Annotated in this window: 21 protein-coding genes; 17 read left to right on the forward strand and 4 right to left on the reverse strand. The window is 40.0% G+C overall.

Annotation, left to right across the window (positions count from 1 at the left end; all coding sequences use genetic code 11):
• Positions 1-235, reverse strand: a 235-nt coding sequence (locus MHN02_RS19980) for a phage integrase N-terminal SAM-like domain-containing protein (protein WP_239247813.1), incomplete at its 3' end; no start/stop codon positions are given.
• Between the two features lie 471 nt (positions 236-706).
• Between MHN02_RS19980 and MHN02_RS19985 the strand changes: the two genes are divergently transcribed.
• Positions 707-991 (forward strand): hypothetical protein, encoded by a 285-nt coding sequence (locus MHN02_RS19985; protein WP_039227908.1) that lies wholly within the window; start codon positions 707-709, stop codon positions 989-991.
• A 137-nt stretch (positions 992-1,128) separates the two neighbouring features.
• Positions 1,129-1,446, forward strand: coding sequence for a ribonuclease E inhibitor RraB (locus tag MHN02_RS19990; protein WP_239247815.1), 318 nt, complete (start codon positions 1,129-1,131; stop codon positions 1,444-1,446).
• Positions 1,447-1,524: 78 nt separating this feature from the next.
• Here MHN02_RS19990 and ltrA read toward each other — a convergent pair whose 3' ends face one another.
• Complete coding sequence (gene ltrA / locus MHN02_RS19995) at positions 1,525-2,859, reverse strand: group II intron reverse transcriptase/maturase (protein WP_239247816.1); 1,335 nt, start codon at positions 2,857-2,859, stop codon at positions 1,525-1,527.
• Positions 2,860-3,445: 586 nt separating this feature from the next.
• On the opposite strand from ltrA, the gene MHN02_RS20000 reads away from it, so the two are divergent.
• A complete protein-coding gene (locus MHN02_RS20000) occupies positions 3,446-3,961 on the forward strand; it encodes a hypothetical protein (RefSeq protein WP_075175916.1) in 516 nt (171 codons plus the stop codon).
• Positions 3,962-4,099: 138 nt separating this feature from the next.
• Positions 4,100-4,390, forward strand: a complete 291-nt coding sequence (locus tag MHN02_RS20005; RefSeq protein ID WP_141152202.1) for a hypothetical protein — start codon at positions 4,100-4,102, stop codon at positions 4,388-4,390.
• 353 nt (positions 4,391-4,743) lie between these two features.
• Here the strand turns inward: MHN02_RS20005 and MHN02_RS20010 are convergent, their stop codons facing one another.
• Positions 4,744-5,685, reverse strand: coding sequence for a hypothetical protein (locus tag MHN02_RS20010; RefSeq protein ID WP_148290660.1), 942 nt, complete (start codon positions 5,683-5,685; stop codon positions 4,744-4,746).
• 407 nt (positions 5,686-6,092) lie between these two features.
• Here MHN02_RS20010 and MHN02_RS20015 point away from each other — a divergent pair, with 407 nt between their 5' ends.
• From MHN02_RS20015 to MHN02_RS20045, 7 genes are read left to right on the forward strand one after another with little or no spacing between them, the layout of a single operon-like run.
• Positions 6,093-6,584, forward strand: a complete 492-nt coding sequence (locus tag MHN02_RS20015) for a DotD/TraH family lipoprotein (RefSeq protein ID WP_101566763.1) — start codon at positions 6,093-6,095, stop codon at positions 6,582-6,584.
• On the forward strand, positions 6,581-7,432 hold the full coding sequence (locus tag MHN02_RS20020) for a type IV secretory system conjugative DNA transfer family protein (RefSeq protein WP_239247817.1): 852 nt from the start codon (positions 6,581-6,583) through the stop codon (positions 7,430-7,432). Before MHN02_RS20015 ends, MHN02_RS20020 begins: the two co-directional genes overlap by 4 nt.
• Positions 7,429-8,631: an ATPase, T2SS/T4P/T4SS family gene (locus MHN02_RS20025; RefSeq protein ID WP_015068587.1), complete on the forward strand. Its 1,203-nt coding sequence runs from the start codon at positions 7,429-7,431 to the stop codon at positions 8,629-8,631. Before MHN02_RS20020 ends, MHN02_RS20025 begins: the two co-directional genes overlap by 4 nt.
• Positions 8,631-8,948 (forward strand): hypothetical protein, encoded by a 318-nt coding sequence (locus MHN02_RS20030; protein WP_239247818.1) that lies wholly within the window; start codon positions 8,631-8,633, stop codon positions 8,946-8,948. Before MHN02_RS20025 ends, MHN02_RS20030 begins: the two co-directional genes overlap by 1 nt.
• Positions 8,938-9,981 (forward strand): ParM/StbA family protein, encoded by a 1,044-nt coding sequence (locus MHN02_RS20035; protein WP_015068589.1) that lies wholly within the window; start codon positions 8,938-8,940, stop codon positions 9,979-9,981. Before MHN02_RS20030 ends, MHN02_RS20035 begins: the two co-directional genes overlap by 11 nt.
• A 15-nt stretch (positions 9,982-9,996) precedes the next feature.
• Positions 9,997-10,536 (forward strand): hypothetical protein, encoded by a 540-nt coding sequence (locus MHN02_RS20040; protein WP_015068590.1) that lies wholly within the window; start codon positions 9,997-9,999, stop codon positions 10,534-10,536.
• The gene (locus MHN02_RS20045; protein ID WP_239247819.1) at positions 10,533-11,111 is read left to right on the forward strand and encodes a hypothetical protein; all 579 of its coding nucleotides are present in this window, start codon (positions 10,533-10,535) and stop codon (positions 11,109-11,111) included. The genes MHN02_RS20040 and MHN02_RS20045 overlap by 4 nt, the downstream gene beginning before the upstream one ends.
• A gap of 15 nt (positions 11,112-11,126) precedes the next feature.
• On the opposite strand, the gene MHN02_RS20050 is transcribed toward MHN02_RS20045, so the two are convergent.
• Entirely contained in the window at positions 11,127-13,253 is a 2,127-nt protein-coding gene (locus tag MHN02_RS20050; protein WP_239247820.1) for a DotA/TraY family protein, read from the reverse strand.
• 198 nt (positions 13,254-13,451) lie between these two features.
• Here MHN02_RS20050 and MHN02_RS20055 point away from each other — a divergent pair, with 198 nt between their 5' ends.
• The 6 genes from MHN02_RS20055 to MHN02_RS20080 all read left to right on the forward strand — a co-directional run bounded on the left by MHN02_RS20055 (position 13,452) and on the right by MHN02_RS20080 (position 19,004).
• Positions 13,452-13,928 carry a hypothetical protein gene (locus MHN02_RS20055; protein WP_015068593.1) on the forward strand — a complete coding sequence of 159 codons (477 nt, stop codon included), beginning with the start codon at positions 13,452-13,454 and terminating at the stop codon, positions 13,926-13,928.
• Positions 13,925-14,644, forward strand: coding sequence for a hypothetical protein (locus MHN02_RS20060; protein WP_015068594.1), 720 nt, complete (start codon positions 13,925-13,927; stop codon positions 14,642-14,644). Before MHN02_RS20055 ends, MHN02_RS20060 begins: the two co-directional genes overlap by 4 nt.
• Positions 14,628-15,686 (forward strand): hypothetical protein, encoded by a 1,059-nt coding sequence (locus tag MHN02_RS20065; RefSeq protein ID WP_015068595.1) that lies wholly within the window; start codon positions 14,628-14,630, stop codon positions 15,684-15,686. Before MHN02_RS20060 ends, MHN02_RS20065 begins: the two co-directional genes overlap by 17 nt.
• 1 nt (position 15,687) lies before the next feature.
• Positions 15,688-16,674 (forward strand): hypothetical protein, encoded by a 987-nt coding sequence (locus MHN02_RS20070; protein WP_239247821.1) that lies wholly within the window; start codon positions 15,688-15,690, stop codon positions 16,672-16,674.
• Complete coding sequence (locus MHN02_RS20075; RefSeq protein WP_239247822.1) at positions 16,671-17,675, forward strand: hypothetical protein; 1,005 nt, start codon at positions 16,671-16,673, stop codon at positions 17,673-17,675. Before MHN02_RS20070 ends, MHN02_RS20075 begins: the two co-directional genes overlap by 4 nt.
• A gap of 96 nt (positions 17,676-17,771) precedes the next feature.
• Positions 17,772-19,004: a hypothetical protein gene (locus MHN02_RS20080; RefSeq protein ID WP_239247823.1), complete on the forward strand. Its 1,233-nt coding sequence runs from the start codon at positions 17,772-17,774 to the stop codon at positions 19,002-19,004.
• Positions 19,005-19,274: the final 270 nt, after the last annotated feature.

Raw genomic sequence — 19,274 nt, forward strand, 5'->3', positions numbered from 1 at the left:
TAAAGACAATTGCACACAGAGCGAGATTTTGGGTGGATGAGGTTACATGCCGCTTAACAGCCAAGTATGTTAGGAAGTCTGTCACTTCCTGCTCACCTAATACTTTGGGGTGACGTTTTTGATTAAAAATAATAAAACGCTTTATCCATAGTAAGTAGGTTTTTTCGGTCTGAATTGAGTAATGCTTAGTTCGCAAAATAGCACGAATATTTTCTATGAAAGGGCTTTGACCCATAACAATCCTCCAGTAAATGATGTTGTGTAATTACTGAGAAGTCTCAGTAACACGCATCATAAAATTGGATGAATGGAGTTGTAGCCCAGTAGATTCATAAGCATTGGTCAGTTTATCTTATGTTATTAATAAGAGTTCTTAGTAACCACACGAGAAATTCCCTCAAAAATACGCTGTAAGCCTCGGCTCTAGTGACAATAGAGCACAGTTTAACTTTGGATTTAATGAGAAGTCTTAGTAACCAGCAAATTTAAGCATATAAAACTGATAACTTATTGATAATGAAATATTAGCTTACAAAATGTGCCCGTTATTAAAGAGAATTCTTAGTAAGATGCACCAAAAGAACTTAATTTAATCGTTATCAGTCTTGTAAGAGGATGATATACAATACATTTGTGGAGTTTTGTTGCGTGAAACCTACTGCGTGTTACAGTGAAGTCTCCATAATAAGATGTTAGGTTTTCATTCATGCCTATTAAAATATCTGATCATTTAAACAAAGATGACAATGGTAAAAGTACAGTTATCGCGTGGCTTTTACCAGACAACTGGCGTCTTCCAGATCAGATGAAAGCGTTTGAGAGTTGGTTGCAAGAAAATAGAAGTTTAGCCCCAAGTGAGTATTCAGCAGATATTGGCTTCTCCCCAAGGGAAGACGCATTGGGTGGTGGAGGTAAAGTGTCTATTGAATCCATGGAAATCATGCTTCGTTTAGGACTGGAGCTCTATTTATCAGAGTATCCAGAGGACTAGGATGTTTAACCACAAACCTAACAACTCAATAAACCCGCTCACTTCGTTCGCTGGGACGCATACACGCAGGGCGGCTTCGCCATTTTGCCCTACGTGCCTGCGCCCGTTATTGAAAAGTTATGTGCCAAGGAGGCAAATTGATTTTCCCAGATGATGTTGATGGTGACGTTTTAAGAAGGCTTGAAGAATCTGGATTCGATTTTCAAAAGCCAACCACGATAGATTTCAACGTCGATTTCGACTCTTGGCCTCCTCACCCTGACGCTGTTTCAAAGTTAAAAGAATTCGCTGGTGCAATTGAAATTTACGAACCGGACGGGGAGTATAGCGGTTATATCCTATTTAACATTCACCAAATTCTCTCTTATAAGTTAGTAATAGATACGCAGGACAATGTTACCTCTCTAGTGGCCGAATATGGTGGGATTTGCGAATCTTGGGGTGTTTTGAGCTAATGGCACATAATCGGGTAGCCGGAGGTATCTAGCCTCCAGCCCCCACAACACCCTGCATGCGGCTCCGCACAGGGCGTTTCATTTAGGGTAGTGAAGCGCAACCCATCCATCACGTAGTGAATAAAGCCCTTCGGATTTTAGGTAATCAAGTGATAATGCTTGATTGATCCCCGGAGATTTTGCACTACGCCATGGCCCTTTGCTGGTGATACCACACGCTACCGCAGCTTGAACATGCACGCCCAGTCTCATTAAGTTTCGTACCTTAGTGCGTGGTTTTCGCCACTGACGCCAGTAAGCCATTCTCACTCTGCGCCGGATCCAGTGATCCAGTTCTACACAGCGCTGATATCCACTGGCGATACCAAAGTAATTTATCCAGCCTCGTAAATACTGACTGAGTTTAAAGAGTTGGTATTGCATCGATACGCCCCAGTTGCGGTTCGTTAATCGTCGAACCTGTTGCTTAAACTTCATCAGGGTCTTCGGATGCCATTGAATGCGGCCTGCCTTGAAGGTAAATCCAAGGAATTTGCTTTCACTGGTTTTAACGACGTGGCTTTTGGTTGTATTAACAACTAACTTCAAGCGGTGGCGCAGGAATCTGCTGATACTGTTGAGCACGCGTTCACCCGAACGGGGCGTCTTTACCAGTATGGTAAAATCGTCCGCATATCGTGCAAATTCGTGACCCCGTTTCTCAAGCTCTTTGTCCAATGGGTCTAGCATGATGTTTGCCAATAGCGGCGATAATGGCCCGCCCTGAGGAACACCTTCTCGACTCTCACTATAAAACTGGTTATCGATAACCCCAGCTCGTAAGTATCGTTTAATCAGTTTAAGCAGTCGCTTATCCTTCACTTTGTAGCCAAGGTAGGTCATGAGTAAATCGTGATTAACGCGGTCAAAGAACTTAGACAGATCAACATCTACGGCAAAACGGCGTCCCGTTTTGATAATGCTGTTTACCTGCTTCACTGCTTGTTGCCCATTTCGATGTGGCCTGAACCCAAAACTATTATCTGAGAAGGTTGGGTCGAAAATAGGCGTAAGGACTTGGGCAATCGCTTGTTGGATAACACGGTCAACGATAGTTGGGATCCCTAATTGACGTTTTCCGCCATCAGGTTTGTCAATCTCAACGCGTTTCACCGGTGAAGGTTGGTATTGGCCTGAGCGAAGCGCAGTCATAACACGTTTCCAGTTTCCGGCGTTTGCCCAAGCGGGGAAGTCATCAATGGTCATGCCATCAATGCCAGCGGCCCCTTTGTTGGCTCGAACCTGCTTCCATGCCGACACAAGATTGGAAGGCTGGAGAAAAAGTTCGAGTAGATCTGCGCTAAAGGATGGCTGCTCATCAGTACGCTGAGGCACGTCACTACCGGACGGCATTCGTGTGTTCAAGTCTGACAAGGCTCCTCCTTTATTCTAAATGTTTCTTGGCGCGTTGTGCAGCAACTTGGCCGTGTCCCAGCCATTACGCTGGGCATTTGGCTACTATGCCGTCTGCTGACTTCTGCTCTATCACCGCCACAGTTACCTGTAACAGCGCTATCGGTTTGCATCGAATTCGCTCGCAGTGGATGATGCGTTTCCTCTGCGCCAAGGCACTTGTATACCAGAGCCTTACTGGTATTCACCGATCGCTCTTAGAGCAGATCTCCCCAGATAAGAGCATGGACTGTCTCTGCACTGCTGCATCATTTACGGTGGCCGTTAGATCACATGGTTTCGTTGTCTTGTGCCAACTCACCTTCAGCCTACGCCTCATATGATGTTCTTGTCCATCAGCTCGCAGATTTGCTAGCGGCTTCCTCCAGACTATCTCTCACGATTTAGCCCTTGCCATTCGCTAGTAGTTCGCGTTGAATAACAGTGTGTTAAACAACGGTGATCTTCCTACAGAGGACTTTCACCTCATTAGTTCATGCCCATGCTGGGCGTACACAAACCGCTGTAGTCGGTCGCAAGCTCCCTGGGACAATAACACAGGTGTAAAATGTCAGAGCGTTCAGTTGAATTAGCAAAACAACATATTGCTGAGTCATATAAATATGACTATTTCGTAGTTGGCATTAGCGCTGCTACATTCGCATATTTCGCAAAAGACTTTAAAGCTCTCAGCAGCTTCGCTTTAAACTCAAATACATTAATTGCTTTAAGCCTTATATTACTCGCTATATCTGTATTAAGTGGTCTTCGTAAGATCAAACTTCATACGCATCATCTCGCCGTTAACTCTCAGTATCTAGATGCATCGTCACATCTCGCAGCCTATAAGAAAAATTACATAGAAGGTGGTACTGGAATTAATTTAAATACAGGCGAATTATTAACACCAGTCGATTCATCAATTAAAGCCCAAGAACTTGAATCGCTAATTCCTAAGATTAAAGAAAATTTGAATAATCAGGGGGATAAGGTCTTTATGAGTAGTAAGGTTAGAGATTTATCTTTGTATTTGGCTTACGCAGCATTATCAGTGAGTAAAATCCTTCCTATTTTTGAAATGTGATATAACAAACAAATTAAGTCACTCGCTCCGCTCGCTGGGACACAAACATGGCGGCAGTGTCACTTCGTTCCGATTATAGCCGCCATGTTTGTGCCCCTTATTTGGGTGTTGTTATGTGCCACTTAAAACTAGAAACCTATGACTAGAATTTTTCATACTCAACTCAGCTTAAAGTCACTTATCAAAATATCTGCAACCATCAATTTTATAGGTGGATTAGTATTTGGAGTTCTCATTTTTATTATTGCGCTTTTCGGAGAACCGACCATAGTCGATTTAATTTCAGTAGTAGCAACACCAGCAGTTTCGGTTGTAAATGGCGTTATGATGGCCTTAGTAGCGTATCCATTTTATAAACGGTGGTGCGCAAAAATTAAAGGTCAGAAAGTTAGTGGTTTTTTCGTGGAGGTATCAAGCGATGGCACATAACAAAAAAATTAAGTCACTCACTTCGTTCGTTGGGACGCATACATGCGGGGCGGCTTCGCCATTATGCCCCACATGTCTGCGCCGGTTATTGAAAAGTTACCACCGTCCGCTTCTGGCACATATGCGCCTGTCAAATTTCATTGAGTCCAATTATTAGAATCTGACAGAACACTGGTTTTTAAAAAAAAACATTAAACCTACGCTAACCACTGCTCGAGTGACTTATCTTAAGATGGAGTGCATTTTATTAGGTCAAGCAATGCAATAGCTTCTTATACCAAATCAGCAGTAATATTTAATCGGCATTACGAAGAGTCAGTTTGACTTCAAGCCATTGGGGTTAGCGTTTTATACTAGTTTTGGGTAGGTTGAAAGTTCTTATTAACTTTTTTATCAAACAGAAGCTTAACCTTACCTACATCAATCGTGTTTGCTTTAACAAGGCCAGCATCCCCTCTTCCAAATCTGCCTTTTCCATAGTGTTCACTTGCGGTCAAATCGTTGCCATGACCTACAATTGCTGCAATGTGAGACAGTGGGGTTTTGGCGGATTTGAGATTTGCAATGCATTGATGTCGATAAGTATAGAGGGAGATCTTTTTGCGTTTATCTGAAAATAAACGATTCACGAGCCTAGAAAAAGCCTTTCTGAGTACTTCATAGTAATCTTCAAAGCTAACCGAATCATTCTCTGTTGTCCTGGCCTTATTAACATGAAGTAAAGCTAATCGAATAGCGAGAATACTTCTCTGGCTTACTTCACTGAGGTCTACAAACCTAAATTCACCAAATGAACGTCCATTAGTGTTTTTTGCATTTCGGATTTTGAGGACGGGGTAACTTCCAGAGTAGTGCCCAAGATGTTCCTGTATCTCAGAATGTAACTCCTGCTGGTTTATGTAAAGCTTGGCTGCTTTCATCTCTATAGGTCGTAAACCTGTAGTTAGTATCAGCTCGGTTATAGGCAATAGCTGTAACCCCCAAAAATCCCCAACATCATGTAGAGTCTCAAGTTCTTGTCTAATTGTATCTTCCTCTTTTTTAGTGAGGTGTTTCTTTTTGCATGCACTTGTTTTATTTGGCTTTTTAATTGCTCCCTCACTTGAGATTGCTAATAATGAATCTGCTAGATGTTGGATGTTGTTTTTTTCTAAATACCAGACTAGAGCTGCTTTTTTCTTACGCCATGTTGAGGTTGATATTTGGCTCTTTTCTGACAAGAGTTGTTCAACGAGTTTTTTATAGTAATTTTCATCATTTATCTCTAGACCACATCTTTTAGTAAGTGTTGCCACTCTCGACTGGTAATCCTGGATTGTTGAATCCGCCTTAGTTCTATTTATGTTCATGCTTAACCTCAATTTGAAGCACTCACTCTACTTTTTATTAATCTTGTATAAATCAGAAATGTTAAATAAGTCGGATAATTGGTTTCTACTCAATGAAACACTTTGTATCGTTTTACGAAAATCGGTTTTCACGGTCCCCATTTGACATTTTTTTTGCTCTTTGAAGACGATGAAATAAGTCTTAAATGGGAAGCAGCAGTTTCTCATCCCCGATACGCCTTTTTTTTTGTCGTTTGGGGGATTTGAGGAAGTTGTTGTGAGAGGTGGCTTTCGCTCGAGTCCCCCATATCACCGCATTTTTGCCATTTGGGGTATTTGTCTTGTTTTATCAAAGTGAACAGTTTGAGGTATCAATGAAAAGAGGTTTTTGTATTTTAGCCTGTCTTTCAGCTATAAGCGGGTGTAGCTCCACCAGCGAACAGTATTTATCAGTAGAAAGAGTGAGCCCAGTAGAGGAGCGTATTTCTGCATTAGCAGAAGTGATGGTTGAAAGGGCCAATAGAGTAGAGCAGCTGAAAAAAGCCCAGTACTTAAACTTAACCGGCAATAGTTTTCAGACTTCTGAAATTGGTTACCTACCAATTCTTAATCAGCATAAAAACTTGGGAAAAAATTATATTGGAAACTTGGAGCCTTTCGTAAAAAGACTATCAGTGGTAGCTGGTATGGAGGCCCCAAGGTTTATCGGACCAAAACCCTCAATAGATATAACACTCAATATAGATACAGACTATAAAACAGTTTATTCGATGTTAGAACAGGCTGGAACATTGGCAGGCTCTAGGGCAGATGTTGTATACAAAGCAGCCGAGAACTTAATAGAAGTGAAGTACCCAACTAGATGAAAGCTAAAATATTAACCCTGCTTTCACTTGTTATTGTTGCACACTTTTCGGTAGGTGCTGAAGAGCTAAAATACCCTTTAGAGTTCAATGAAATCAGTGATTCTGAAGACAATAAAGCTATGTTGAATGTCCTCAGGGAGTCAGGCATTAACAATCCTAAAAGGGACGACTCTAAAGTTGGTGAAGATGCCCGAATTAAAAAGGTAGGAGAGGCTGCTTTCAAATGGGGAATCAAAGAAGGCCAATACCATTACCAAATACAGTACAGCAAGGAACTCGAAAAATACGATTCAAAACTAAGTCAATTTGCTAATTTCAGCCAATTCATTGTCGATGGAAGGCTTTTATTACCTAAAGTTTCTCTTGCAGAAAGACTTTTCGAAAAAGTAGCAAATACTAAAGTTCGAGAAGTCGGGTTTTCTATAACCATAGAACAACCAGCCAAGTTGGTAAGTGCTCCACCTACTTGGCGGGACTATCTCAACTTTCATATAGATAAACCTCTTAAACCCTCCGCAGTTTTTCTACCACGGTCTTCACAAGAAGACCTTGTTTTCAATTATGAATTTAAACGTGGATGGGAGTTAGGCCGTTCGCAAGCAGAAGTGATTTTAGAGGAAGGCTTTAACCGCCTAATAGTAGATTTAGAAAATCACTACAATTTCATTGAGTCTGAAATTTCAAATGTACTGAGAATGCCGACAATAAAAACCACTGAAATGGGTGTTGTAGTTAGCGCAGATGGAAGAACTTTATACGGTGATGATGTCATTTTCACGATTGATCAAAAGACTACTTTTAAATCTCTGGAAAATTGGACGCCTATCTTTGTGTCGGAGGAAGAGTGATTCAGGTTCCAAAAAGAATCGACGGCGAATTCGTTGAGAAACTGCTTGAGTGGGCAAGCAATAATAAAGTTAATGATGTTGTTATTGAATCAGATAGTCCCCTCTGGGTTAAACGGCTTGGTGTAATGGAGCAACTATCAGAGAGAAATATATCACAAGCTGAGGTGAGGGAGGTTCTACAGAGCTTTTACCAGCAAAGTGGACCGGACACATTGGTTACCGGTGAGTATATTAAGTTTCCATTCGAAGTACTTGCTAAAGACGAGACTTCTTATAGGTACCGAGTTACAGCAACCGGTGTTCAAGGAGAACGTAATGATCGGGGGATTGAGATAATATTTAGGCCATTTCCCGATGAAGCACCCCCTCCAGCACAGCTATCTTTACCTGCGGATTTCGTACAGGCATTCAATTCTAGCTACGGGGTGATTTATGTTACCGGGCCTACGGGATCAGGAAAGTCTACAAGCTTTGCTTCAGTACTTACAGAGCGTATTAAGAACAAGTCAGAGCGTATAGTCACTTTTGAAGATCCTATCGAGTTTGATTTAAAGAAAATTAAAGATAGAAAAGCCAATGTAGTGCAGTCCGAAGTGCCATTCCATCTCTCAACGTACGAAAAAGCAACCCATAACTTATTAAGAAGATCGCCTGACATAGTCTTTTTCTCGGAAGTAAGAGGTACTGAAGTTGGACGGGAATTATTACGCATAGCTAACTCCGGACACCTTGTTGGTACAACGTTACATGCAAATAGTTGTGAGATGACCCTCCCAAGATTCGTCGATATGTTCAAGCATGACGAAAAAGCGAAAGTTACTGCTGATATTGTTGAGACAACTGTGGGGATTTTGAATCAAAGGCTAGTTAAGACGTCAGATGGAAAAAACAGAGTTGGGGTTTTTTCCTCCCTCATTTTCGATGAATCAATCCGAGATAAAATTTATTCAGAAGTTAGTTCTGACTACTCAAAGCTTAAGAGTGTAATGTCAAAGATGATATCAAAAAAGGGATTACCTTTTATTGAAGATTTGAGAGATAAGTTTAGGACAGGTCTCATCGAGATTAATTCATTTGAAAAGCTGACAAGACAGTTTGGAGATGAAAGAGATATTCAAGAAATAAGGAATCAGGCCAAGTCTCATTTTGAAAGAGGCTTCATTTCAGAGGATGAAATGAAAATGTATAGGAATAAATAATGTCTGAGAAAGTGCAAAACACTACAAATGTGGCGAGAGAAAATAGGTTATGGCGAGCAGGGAAACGAGCGAAACTAAATTTAGTAGCTATCCAAGTGGACGCCTTGTCTGTTGTGCCTTTCCCACTTTTATATTTTATCAAGTCCAAATGGTATCTACTGGCCTGTTTAATGTGGGTATTAGTGATCGGGACAATCGATAAATTCAAAATGACTCCTATACAAGGACTAAAAAGAGTCAGAGCTATTATTGCTGGAAAACAAAGATTTATAACCAGGTATTCAAATCGTCAAAGGAGATTTACAAATGGTAATTAAAGAACTTAAAAATGCACCAACACCTTTACCAGAAGAGGATGGCACCTATAAAGTCTTCGTCGATAATGGGTACGCTCAAAACAAAATTGCCTATTGGGCTGAAGTAGATGGTACAAAGCAACTTGTTAATTTTTTACTTCCAAGTAGAGCCCAAATGGGACGAGTAAATGTTGATGTTCACGGAAGAGCATCTGGAGTTTACACGGTAAATGGATCTGACTACACCGTTGGTGAGGATGTTAGAGACCCAGAAACGATACGCAGTAAACAATATGCACATAGCGAAATTAACTGTGCATTGGTTATGCACACCTTGATAGCTGCTGGTTTTTCTGGCCTCAAAATTCGTTTGGGTACAGGTTTGCCTTTTGATCATTACTTCAGAAACCGAGAGGTAGACAAAGCATTTATTAAAAAAATAACGGAAAGCCTTAGTAGTGAGTGTATCTCTGCATCAGGGTCAGAAATGCCGATTATTGTGTCACACAGGGTTTATCCTGAATCAACTGCCGCGGCCGTTGCTTTCTCACTTGATATTGATTCTGGAGACTTTAAAACCTTTGAGAATGGCCTTGTCGTTATTGACATGGGCGGGGGCACAACTGATATAACGGTGATTAATCGTGACTTCACAATTAATATTGACGAAAGTGGCTCTAGACAACTGGGTGTTATCGATATAAGAACCAAATTATCGTCGTTGATAACGGACAAATTTGAAGTTTCAGGTATCACTGATAGTCAATTAGACAGGGCGCTACGAACGGGTTCTATAAAAATTTATGGTCAAGATGAAGGTATTTCTGATCTTCGTGAGCAAGCCAAGGCTATGACAGTTAAAAAGTTGGGAACCTTCATAAATGAAACCGTCGGTGAAGCAGCATTCATTGATACTATTCTTTTTGTCGGTGGTGGCGCATCTATCTTAGAAGACTCATTTAAAAGTACTTTTAAGCAAGCACAGGTTCCTGAAAATCCCGAGTTTCAAAATGCAAATGGCGCTCTTTACTACATGACCCATATTGAGGAATAGGGGGGCGATAGCATTTTGTCTAAATTGAAAACCAGATTTACATTCAAACTTTACTCTTCGGACTTTGAAAACATTAATCTCTTAAATGTCTTAGAGAATTCGAACGCTGAAGAGTTGAGATGTCTTGTATCGAAAGGACATTGGCTTAACGAGTTTATTTCAATTTCGCAACCAAATGTAGACCGTTTAGGGTTGGTACCGGAAATTAAAGGTGGTGAAGATGTTGAAACTAAGAGCTTTTTATTAAGGTTCTCAAAAAGTACAAACTCAAACGAAAATTCTCGAGTGAATCAAATATGGGAACAACTTAACGAATTGAGCACGCCTTTTGCGAGGCAATCTTACATTAGGAAGCTTGTTTTTTACGGTTATGCGATGGATACAATCTTTTCTGACGATAAGAAGCGACAATTCAATCAACTGTTTACCATAAACCCAGCTGATGAGGCTAGTATACCTCCAGCAGATGTTCAACCACCAGCAGAAGTTCAACCACCGAAAGCAGAGCCTAAAATATTCGAAGGCGCTAAGGATATGATGAGGAGTTTAATGTGAAAAAGGTTCTGGGTATGGCAAGCATAATCGCCATTGGTTTATTTCATTTTGAAGCTGATGCAGGTTTTTATATAGATATGCAAGGAATTAAACCAAAGGAGCAAGCTCAATCATTAGGTATAGAAGGTTACAACCTACTGACTGGAAAATATTATGGTCTAGTACATGAGATTGGAACAGGTGTACCGATGACAATTAAGAGTTTTGGCGAAGACTCGACTTTGGCTGATGCACTTTTTTTTATTTTACCGACTGAGTGGTTTGCATATGTCGATGAACGTGTCGAAGAGCTGCCAAGAGTAACTTGGGACGCAAGTGTCGGCGAAGGGCAGCCTTGGGTGGAAGTTCTTGCTCAAATGGGGAAGGAATTCGGGCTTAGGTTTACACTTGATTGGGATCAAAAGTTGTTACAAGTCCATACAATTCCCAATTTTACTAAGCCCGACTTTAATGACCCTGTGGTAATAAGTGACTCAAATAATGAGCGTCAATTATTTATATATAAAAAAGAGCCAACATTATCGGGGTATTTGGTTAAAGATGGAGAATACATCCCTGTAAAAGTAACAAAGTGAATAAAGCGCCTTAAGTTAAGGCGCTAAGTTATTTTCATTACTTTTGGTTGGGGTTGCCATTCCTTTGCCAGACTCGCTTACTGTCTGTTGTAACGATGAGAATTGAGTTTGACCACTATGAATAAATGACTGAGCCCCCATACTGTCAGCTGGTGAACCTAATAGCCTAATTGCTCGGTCATTGATTTCATTCATTATTGAAAATACCCTTTCTATTACACTTACAGACAAAGAAACAAGCGCACCAACTAATCCAAAAAATGATACTAATCCTACAACGGTATTTCTCGTCATTCCCTCTGCAAAAGGTAACCAGAGTGTCAAAGTTAGCTTGCCCATCATTAAGAGAAAAGGGTAAACGACAATAAAGCTGATGACTAAAATAGGCATTCTGATGAATGATGCAAATGCTAGTAAATAGCCTTGGGATGCTCTTGAACCAATGAAACCGCGGCCTTCAGTGAACGCATGAGCTAAGCCGTGGATTGGCGCCAGAACAAATTGCTCTACTACCGCGCTAAAAGCGCTGATAACACCCCCAATCCAGTGCATAAGAGGAATTAGCGGCAAGTAAAAAGCAAGGTACAGTCCCATACTAAACAAAAAAGCAATTAGTAAAAGGAGGCCTAGGTATAGGTTCTTTAGAATACCTTCCAACGAACCTGAACCGATGGCTTTGAATGTAGCTAAAACGCCGCTAATTCCAGGTATCCCGCCCGAATCGCTTTTACCTAAATTATCTAATACCTCTATCTTGCTACTTAACGCTGTAGTTGTGAGTAACAAAACTTCACCAGTGACTATCATTTCATGTCCAAGCTCGCTCAACGAATAAAGTAAATCATTACTTTCTCCGACTAAGCGTAGGCTGTTCGATATGAACATATCAACCTGTCTATCCTTTTCATGTATTATCAGTGTTCCATCATTGCTTTCAGAAACGAAAACCCTTCCGCTCTTACCTTCTGTAACTTTTGATGTGGCGTACCAAAGTTCAGCTAAGTCAGCGTGTGTCAAAATTGATTCATCTAGACTTGACGATGATTGTATGCCCATTCCATTGAGCATACTGTTGAATTCTTGTTTTCTTACAGAGTCAATCCACCATGTGGCACCTAATGCAATCCAACCAAGTTCTCTTACACTATAATTGTCCATGAAAGATGGGACAGGTTGGAGATATGGGGGGATGTCTTGGCCTGAATTATTTAATTCATTGTTTTTCATCTCCGAGTATTCATTGCGAATGCTTCTTACCCTATTTTCATATTCATTCGAAATTGAGGCTAGTTGGTCTTGGGTACTTGCTATTAATTGCTCTATAGCGGAATCTTCCAGTTCGTCTACTAAGTAACTGTTGACGAAATTGACAGCTAAAATACCTACTTGCTCCCTTGTTTGAAGAAATGCATTGAATGATGACTCAATAAACCACTCTTCAGGTACACCATCAATAGAGAACTTAAAATTTGGTAAATCAGCATTTATTTCATATTTTCCACAACTATCAATCGAGTAAGTTGTAAAGAATGAATCATTTCCTTGGGATACTGAAACAACGGTTTCACCAGTACGGTCAATATTTTTAGTTAGGTGTGTTTTGATTAGTTCTTCACCTTCAACTGCATTAAGTCCTTCTTGGCAGATAAATGTTTCAAATAATTGGGAAGTGATCTTTGATGATTGGATATTTGTTTGAGAGTTAAATTGACCACCGACGCTCATATTGTCATATGCAATATTAGCTAATTGGTTAGCATTTTGAATGCTGTAGCCGTTAATAAGTATGTGGCCATATTGGAAGAAACAGTAGCCGGCAGATAAAGGAACTGTTGACAGTAGCGCTATTATTAAACGGACGGAAACGCCAGCTTGGTCCAGGTCTGATTTTTTATTTTTTCCACTATGGGTCGCTGAAAAGAACCAAGTAAACAAGTTCCAACCGACTAGGAGCAAAACAATACCAAATAGAGAACCACACCAAACAATCATTACTTTTCCTAAAAGCGCGTCTGGTGAGTCCGGGGCTTCTCCACCTTGGATAATGTTTACAACATCTCCAAACATTCCCCTTAGTATTTGAACCGACAAGTCGGTCCTATTCTCTACAATTGGATCGTCTGCTTGAGCTTCCTGCGCCATCAGCTTTCCTGAATTTATAGTCAGAACGCATATAGACAATAGTAAGGCTCGGGTAAGTTTTCTAATGCTCATAATTTTCCCGACTTATCTGGCTTTTGCGATTGTTAGCACCGCAACACATAAAGATAATTTCATTGTCTATTCAGCGCGGTAGGTTTCAAACCGCTTTTCCCACTTATTGAACATTTAGAGGATGTTATGCCAGCAGCAATAAGATTTGACTCACACTCGATAACTGAGCACTGGAATAACTTTCCAGAAATAAAATATCTTTTTGAAAGAATTTCTGATGTTGAAAAGTGGGTGCTTGATTTCGATGCTGAAACAGCTTTAAAAATCGAAAATTGGGTGGAGGAGATAGATGATAAATTGGATGTAATTAAGAACAATCATCCGGCATTGCTTACTCTGCTTGCATTCATGTCGGTATCATCTTCGATGTACTTGCTTCAAATGCTCGAAGTTAGAATTCCTGGGCTAATAAGCAATCTGTCCCTTTCGGCTTCAAAGCTAGCTGATAATGAAAAGTATGGCAGACAGTCAGTAATTCTCATCGAGCGCTTGGCCGCAGCTCACACTCAGGTATCTCTATCTCAATTACTAAATAATAAACGTCTCGCACTAGTGTACGCGGCCATTGACAAAGTACAGAAGAGAAAAGGAAGTTCACTATGAAATTTTCAATATACGGGAAGTTACTGTTAGCGAGTGTAGCTTTTTCTGAATTAGCAATTGCTCAGGAAGAAGACGCATTCGGTTGTGCAGAGTCAGATACTTCGATTGCTTGCTCACAAAAAAATCAGGTTCAAGAAATTTGGACGGACATGAATAAATCATTTTCATATCTAACAGATGATTTAATACAAAATCCTTCTTCAGCGATCGATGCCGGTTGCTTAAATGACATTAATAAGGTCGATATTAATGCTATAGCAATAGACCCCAAATCGATATTTTCAGGGATATACGCAGCATTGAAAGACCAAATCTTAAACAAAGCTTGTGATGCCATAAATGACAAAGTTAACGAAGCAACATCTTATCTAGATCAAAGGCTTGAAGCTCCGATGGGTATCGGTTCTGTGTCTGTCAGCACACGAGGCTCGTCAGATGTACAAAGTTTTTCTGATATTGCATCGTCACGTTCAAGGCTTACCAACCGAGAGGCAACATCTGAAGCAGTTCAGGAAGTTTTTGGTGAATATCCAAGGATTACCCGTAGAGATTGGACCGACCAATCTGTAGAAGAAATAAAAGTAGAGGCCAGAGGGGTTGATACTAGAAGTCAGCGTACCGAAGACCAAGAAAGGCTTGATTCACTTCTAGATCTAGACCGTTTATTTAAACCGGAGGTTGAAGAAGAGGAGGAATCGAATGAAGAGAATAATTAAAGCTGCACCATTACTCTTAATGTTTGCTGCATCTGAAGCTCGTGCGGGTTGCGATGCTTGTATTCAAGCGTCTGTTGAGAAGGCTTCAGCAAGTATTAGCGCGTCGTTAAACTCTTTAAAAACTACCGTAGACACAAATGTACAAGCGACAAATCAATTAAAAGTGACTGTTGATACATCTAATTCAACGATGGTTGGATTATTGAATGCACAACAACAACAAATGCTGACTGCGCTAGATGGTGTGGCAGCAAAATTAAGCCTTTCACAAGAAAAGCTCGGTGTAACTATACGAAATTTAACAGATTACACTGTAAATGAAATTAACCTAGCGATAAAGAATCAAACTAAGACAGAAGGTTTTATAGACAATTCGAAGGAGTTTGGTCCATTAGCGCATCCCGTATCAAACGATATTACTGTAAATAGAGCTGAGCATTTAAAAGTAGCGTTGGTCGAATTAAACGGGTTATTAGATGACAGTGTAAAAAAGTTTCAGAGTTGGGCGTTGGTTGTTGGCGAATCAGATTCTACGAGCAGCCTAAGAGCCAAAAAGGTCAATGAGAAAATAGAGGAGTTAACACCCCTTCTAGACTTACTTCATTTACCAGTCATATCAATAGAGGATACAAGCTCATTACTCAATTTAATGAAGCTACTTGTTTTACCAAATCCTCAGAAAATTTCAGATTTAAGTGAGGTACAGAAAATTGCATATTTCTCAGAAATAGCAAAAAAGTCTGCAGCCTATAGAGCTCTTGCTTCTGAAGTTATAAATAAAGCAGCACTATTATCTATTGATGGTTGGGATATTGGGTATACACAAGTAACCGCATTAGACGGAAAAACTTCAATTGAAGAGTTTATTGCATCCGAGACTGAGCGAAAGTTGGTTTCAGAAGATTGGCACTTAGATGTTAAAACAAAAAGCGATACAGGTCTTATTCGTGAGCAGATTAACCAAATGAACATTACTAACTTCCTGCTTAATGAAATTATCAAACAGGAGCGTCTTTCATTAGCAATGGAGGCAAATAAGTAACATGGTACGGTTTATCCTATTTTCCATTTTTCTGTTCATTCCTTTTAAAAGTCATGCAAATTTTGGTTTCGGGCCATGCTGCTCTGGTTACACTTGTGGAATTATTCCATGTGATTCCTCTTGTGCTGGTAAGGCTTTTAATAGTTTTGGAACCAAAGCTAGTCAGTTACTAAGTAGCGTTAATACAAGCTCTAAAGATTTGTCGCTCTCTGAGGCTGATGTCTCAGCCTCTGTTGCAGAAATGTACAGCTCCCTTGCAACATCTTACCAATCAAATCATGAAAGCAAGATAACTGCTCTTGATGGTGTAGCACTAAAATTGGAACTTGCCCAGTCCGGTCTTAGTAAGTCGGTGAGTACATTTTTTGAGGCTCTTGTATCAGAATTTGTGAATGCACTAAAATCCCAATCGAAGTTAAAAGCAGTCCACCAAAACTCAAATTCATTTAGTGAAATTGGGAACCCAGTGTTTAATGAATTGATAATTGGAACAGCTACCGACTTGAAGGTCGCACTGGTTGATAAGCAGACATTTCAATTCGAAACCAGCAAAAAACTTAATGCATTTAAAAATGTCACCTCCAAGCTGCACAACAGTTCGAAAACAAAAGCATCACTCAGGAAATCAATAGACTCGGTATCGCAAGATTTTGATATTTTGAGCATTATAGATGACGGCCAAAATATTTTTGCCAACTTGCAGATCTTAGAGCAAGCGAAGCCTGATAAGTATTCAGCTCACACAAATTCCTACCTAGTTAGTAACCAAATTAAGAATGAGGCTGAACGGAGCCTTTCTGGCTATTTAAATGCATTATCTACCGCCCCGTTAACAGAACAAGCCTTAATAGGTAACACTTTTAAACTGTCAAAATCAGGCCTTGAAAGGCAGCTAATAGCTACCAATCAACTTAGCAATACTTTGTTCAAAAGTTATTTGGAAACATTAAAAATCCGGAAAAATGAACAGGTGGAAGAAATAAAGTGAAATTAGTCTTATTTATCTGTTTTTTCTTACTTTCCGGGTTTATCTCTAAAGACGTAAAAGCATGGGAGCCTTGTAAACCATTCTGTGACTCTCAATGTAGCGCAAAAGCTATTTCAAATATGGGGAGGCAAATAACTAATGACGTTTCCGAACTCACTAGTTCTTGTAGCGAATTTAGCAGAGTAATGTTTGATGTTAATACTAGTTTTCAAAACCTAGCAATTGAATGGAATACCACTCAAATTGAAAAGGTGGAAGCAGAAATAACGGCGTGGGATGGTCTAGCTAATAAAGTCCTACTTAATGATTTGGTTACCGTTAAATACTTTACAACATTATCTGAGCAATTGGTTTACTCGATTCAAGGAGCTCTTAAAGCATCGACTAAAATACGTTCATTTCAATACACATCATCTCTGTTCAGTGAACAGTCTCTCTATAACCATCCGCTGGCTGGAAACTCAAAAGCAATAGGAGTTTTGTCAAATGCTTTTACGAATGAAAGTGAGTCTGAAGGGCATTTCTCTCAACTCATATTTGAAAGCTCTAAGCTAAGCGCGTCATCTTCATCATGGAGGCGCAAAACTACAAAATGGCTAGAGGAAGGGAATTACAGAAATACGGATGAAAACTTTGCTCGATTTATTGGAGTTCAGAGCAAAGATAGTCTTGAAAGTGGACAGCGGTCTCCATCGAAAATAGCTCTCTTAAAGCTTATTTCAATCATTAAATCACGACAAATTGAACGACATAAAAAAGTTAATGAGAGCTTAGATGGCGCGAATATTTTAACGGTCATAAATGGAGAAACCGTTGATTCTATTCTTCGGGGTTCATCATTGAATGACCTAGTTACCCAATCTAATACGGCATTAGTCAATGAGCATTACCTACGAACAAAAAGTATTCATAAGAGAAATGAGATCAATATTAATCTGAAAGTAATTCTAGAAATAGCTCAAGAAAAAGCGCTCCTGAAATCAACTAGAAGTCTTCTTTGAGCATTGCAGTCTATATGCTGCAAATATCGCAAGATATAAGCCCCTAACTTAGAAATTTAATAAATAATAAAGCTGAACAAATTTGGAGGTGTACTGATGGACCATAGTTTGAATGGCGAAGGTGAGAATATACATGATGTTGACTCATTCAATGATGCGATAAACGAGTTGAATCAAGAAGAACTTGCGGCAACAAATGCTAGTGACTTCGAGATGGAGCAGGGGAATTCATTAACTTTTGAAGAATATCAGGATCTTGTAGACCAATTAAATGTTGCAGAGAAAGAGCTTAGGGACGCTTCAAGTGAGCAACCTAAACTAGAAGACGAAAAGGAAATTTCGAATATCGTTGACGAAGAAGAGGAGGCCGAAGAAGAGGACGAAGAAGAGGAGGCCGAGGAAGCTTTTGAAAGCTCAAATTACAAAGAAATATTAGATGGTTCTAGTCAAGACGTAGATAGTTCAGTCAAAAGCGAGTCCACTCTTGGGGCGAATTCCCAGGAAAATGCTCCAAATCAACCTTATCAAGAAGAGGAATCATTACAGGCTGACTTCGAGGAATTCTTTAAAGAAATCAAAGATGAATCGAAAAAAAATGATGAAATTGAGATTGAATTAGAAGATTCAGATAGTCAAAGGGAATATCCACCGGGATATAACTACAGCCAAGTCCAAGCGCCTCATTTTCAAAATACCCATCATATGCCACAAAGTGGGGGAGTAAAGCCAGGGACTCCTATTGATATTCGCGGTACTGCGAACTCTAGCTTACATGCTGGTCAGAAGGCCGGGAATGGTCTTTTCGAAGGTCTTTCGTTTGTTGCAAAAGGTGCTACCGCATTAGCTGTTGCGTCTGGAGCAGCGGTATATGGAGCAATGGAAAGTGTGGGTAAAAAAGCTGCTGAAAAAAGTGGCTCCGCTATTTCAGGTGCCTCAGAATGGATGACAGAGTGGTCTAAGACTAAAGGCGAGTCTAACGAAGCCGGCTCTGCTGAAAGTTCTGTTGTTGAGTTAGATGGAGATGCCAACTTAGTAAAAGGTGTTTTTGAAGACTTAGCCAAAGAAGTTAAGTATGCGGTAGAAATCGGTAATTTTGAACAAGCTTCGGAAATGATATCTGAAATAAGCTCCTATCTGAAAGAGACTGGCTCTGTCGTGGGTGATGGAGAATTTCTTGAACCATTGATTTCAGATTTGAATGAAACTGTTGGCGGAGCTAAAGAGCTCGATGAGGAAGAGAAAGAAAATCTTTTGCAAGCTATTAAAGAAGTGTTAGAGGCTATAAAAAGCCTGTTCTCCAAAGCTGCTGAAACACCATCAATGTCATGATAAAAGTACAAAAAAAGCGGTCATCATGCCGCTTTTTTCTGTTCTAGGCTACTTTGCGCCATAGTAAATTGTTGCGAGAAGAGTAACTAATGCAATTCCTATAGATATCAAATATCTAAAGCTCTTCTTCTTAAATATTGGGGTAGACACATCGATGTGAATGCTTGGCCCCTGCATGTTCCGGCCCATTCCGATCACCCATTTCGGTTCAATCCGATCACTGATTTCGGTCTAATCCGATCGCCTATTTCGGTTTTATCCGATCAAAAA

Source organism: Alteromonas sp. CNT1-28 (assembly GCF_022348345.1).
GTDB classification, from domain to species: Bacteria; Pseudomonadota; Gammaproteobacteria; order Enterobacterales; family Alteromonadaceae; genus Alteromonas; species Alteromonas macleodii.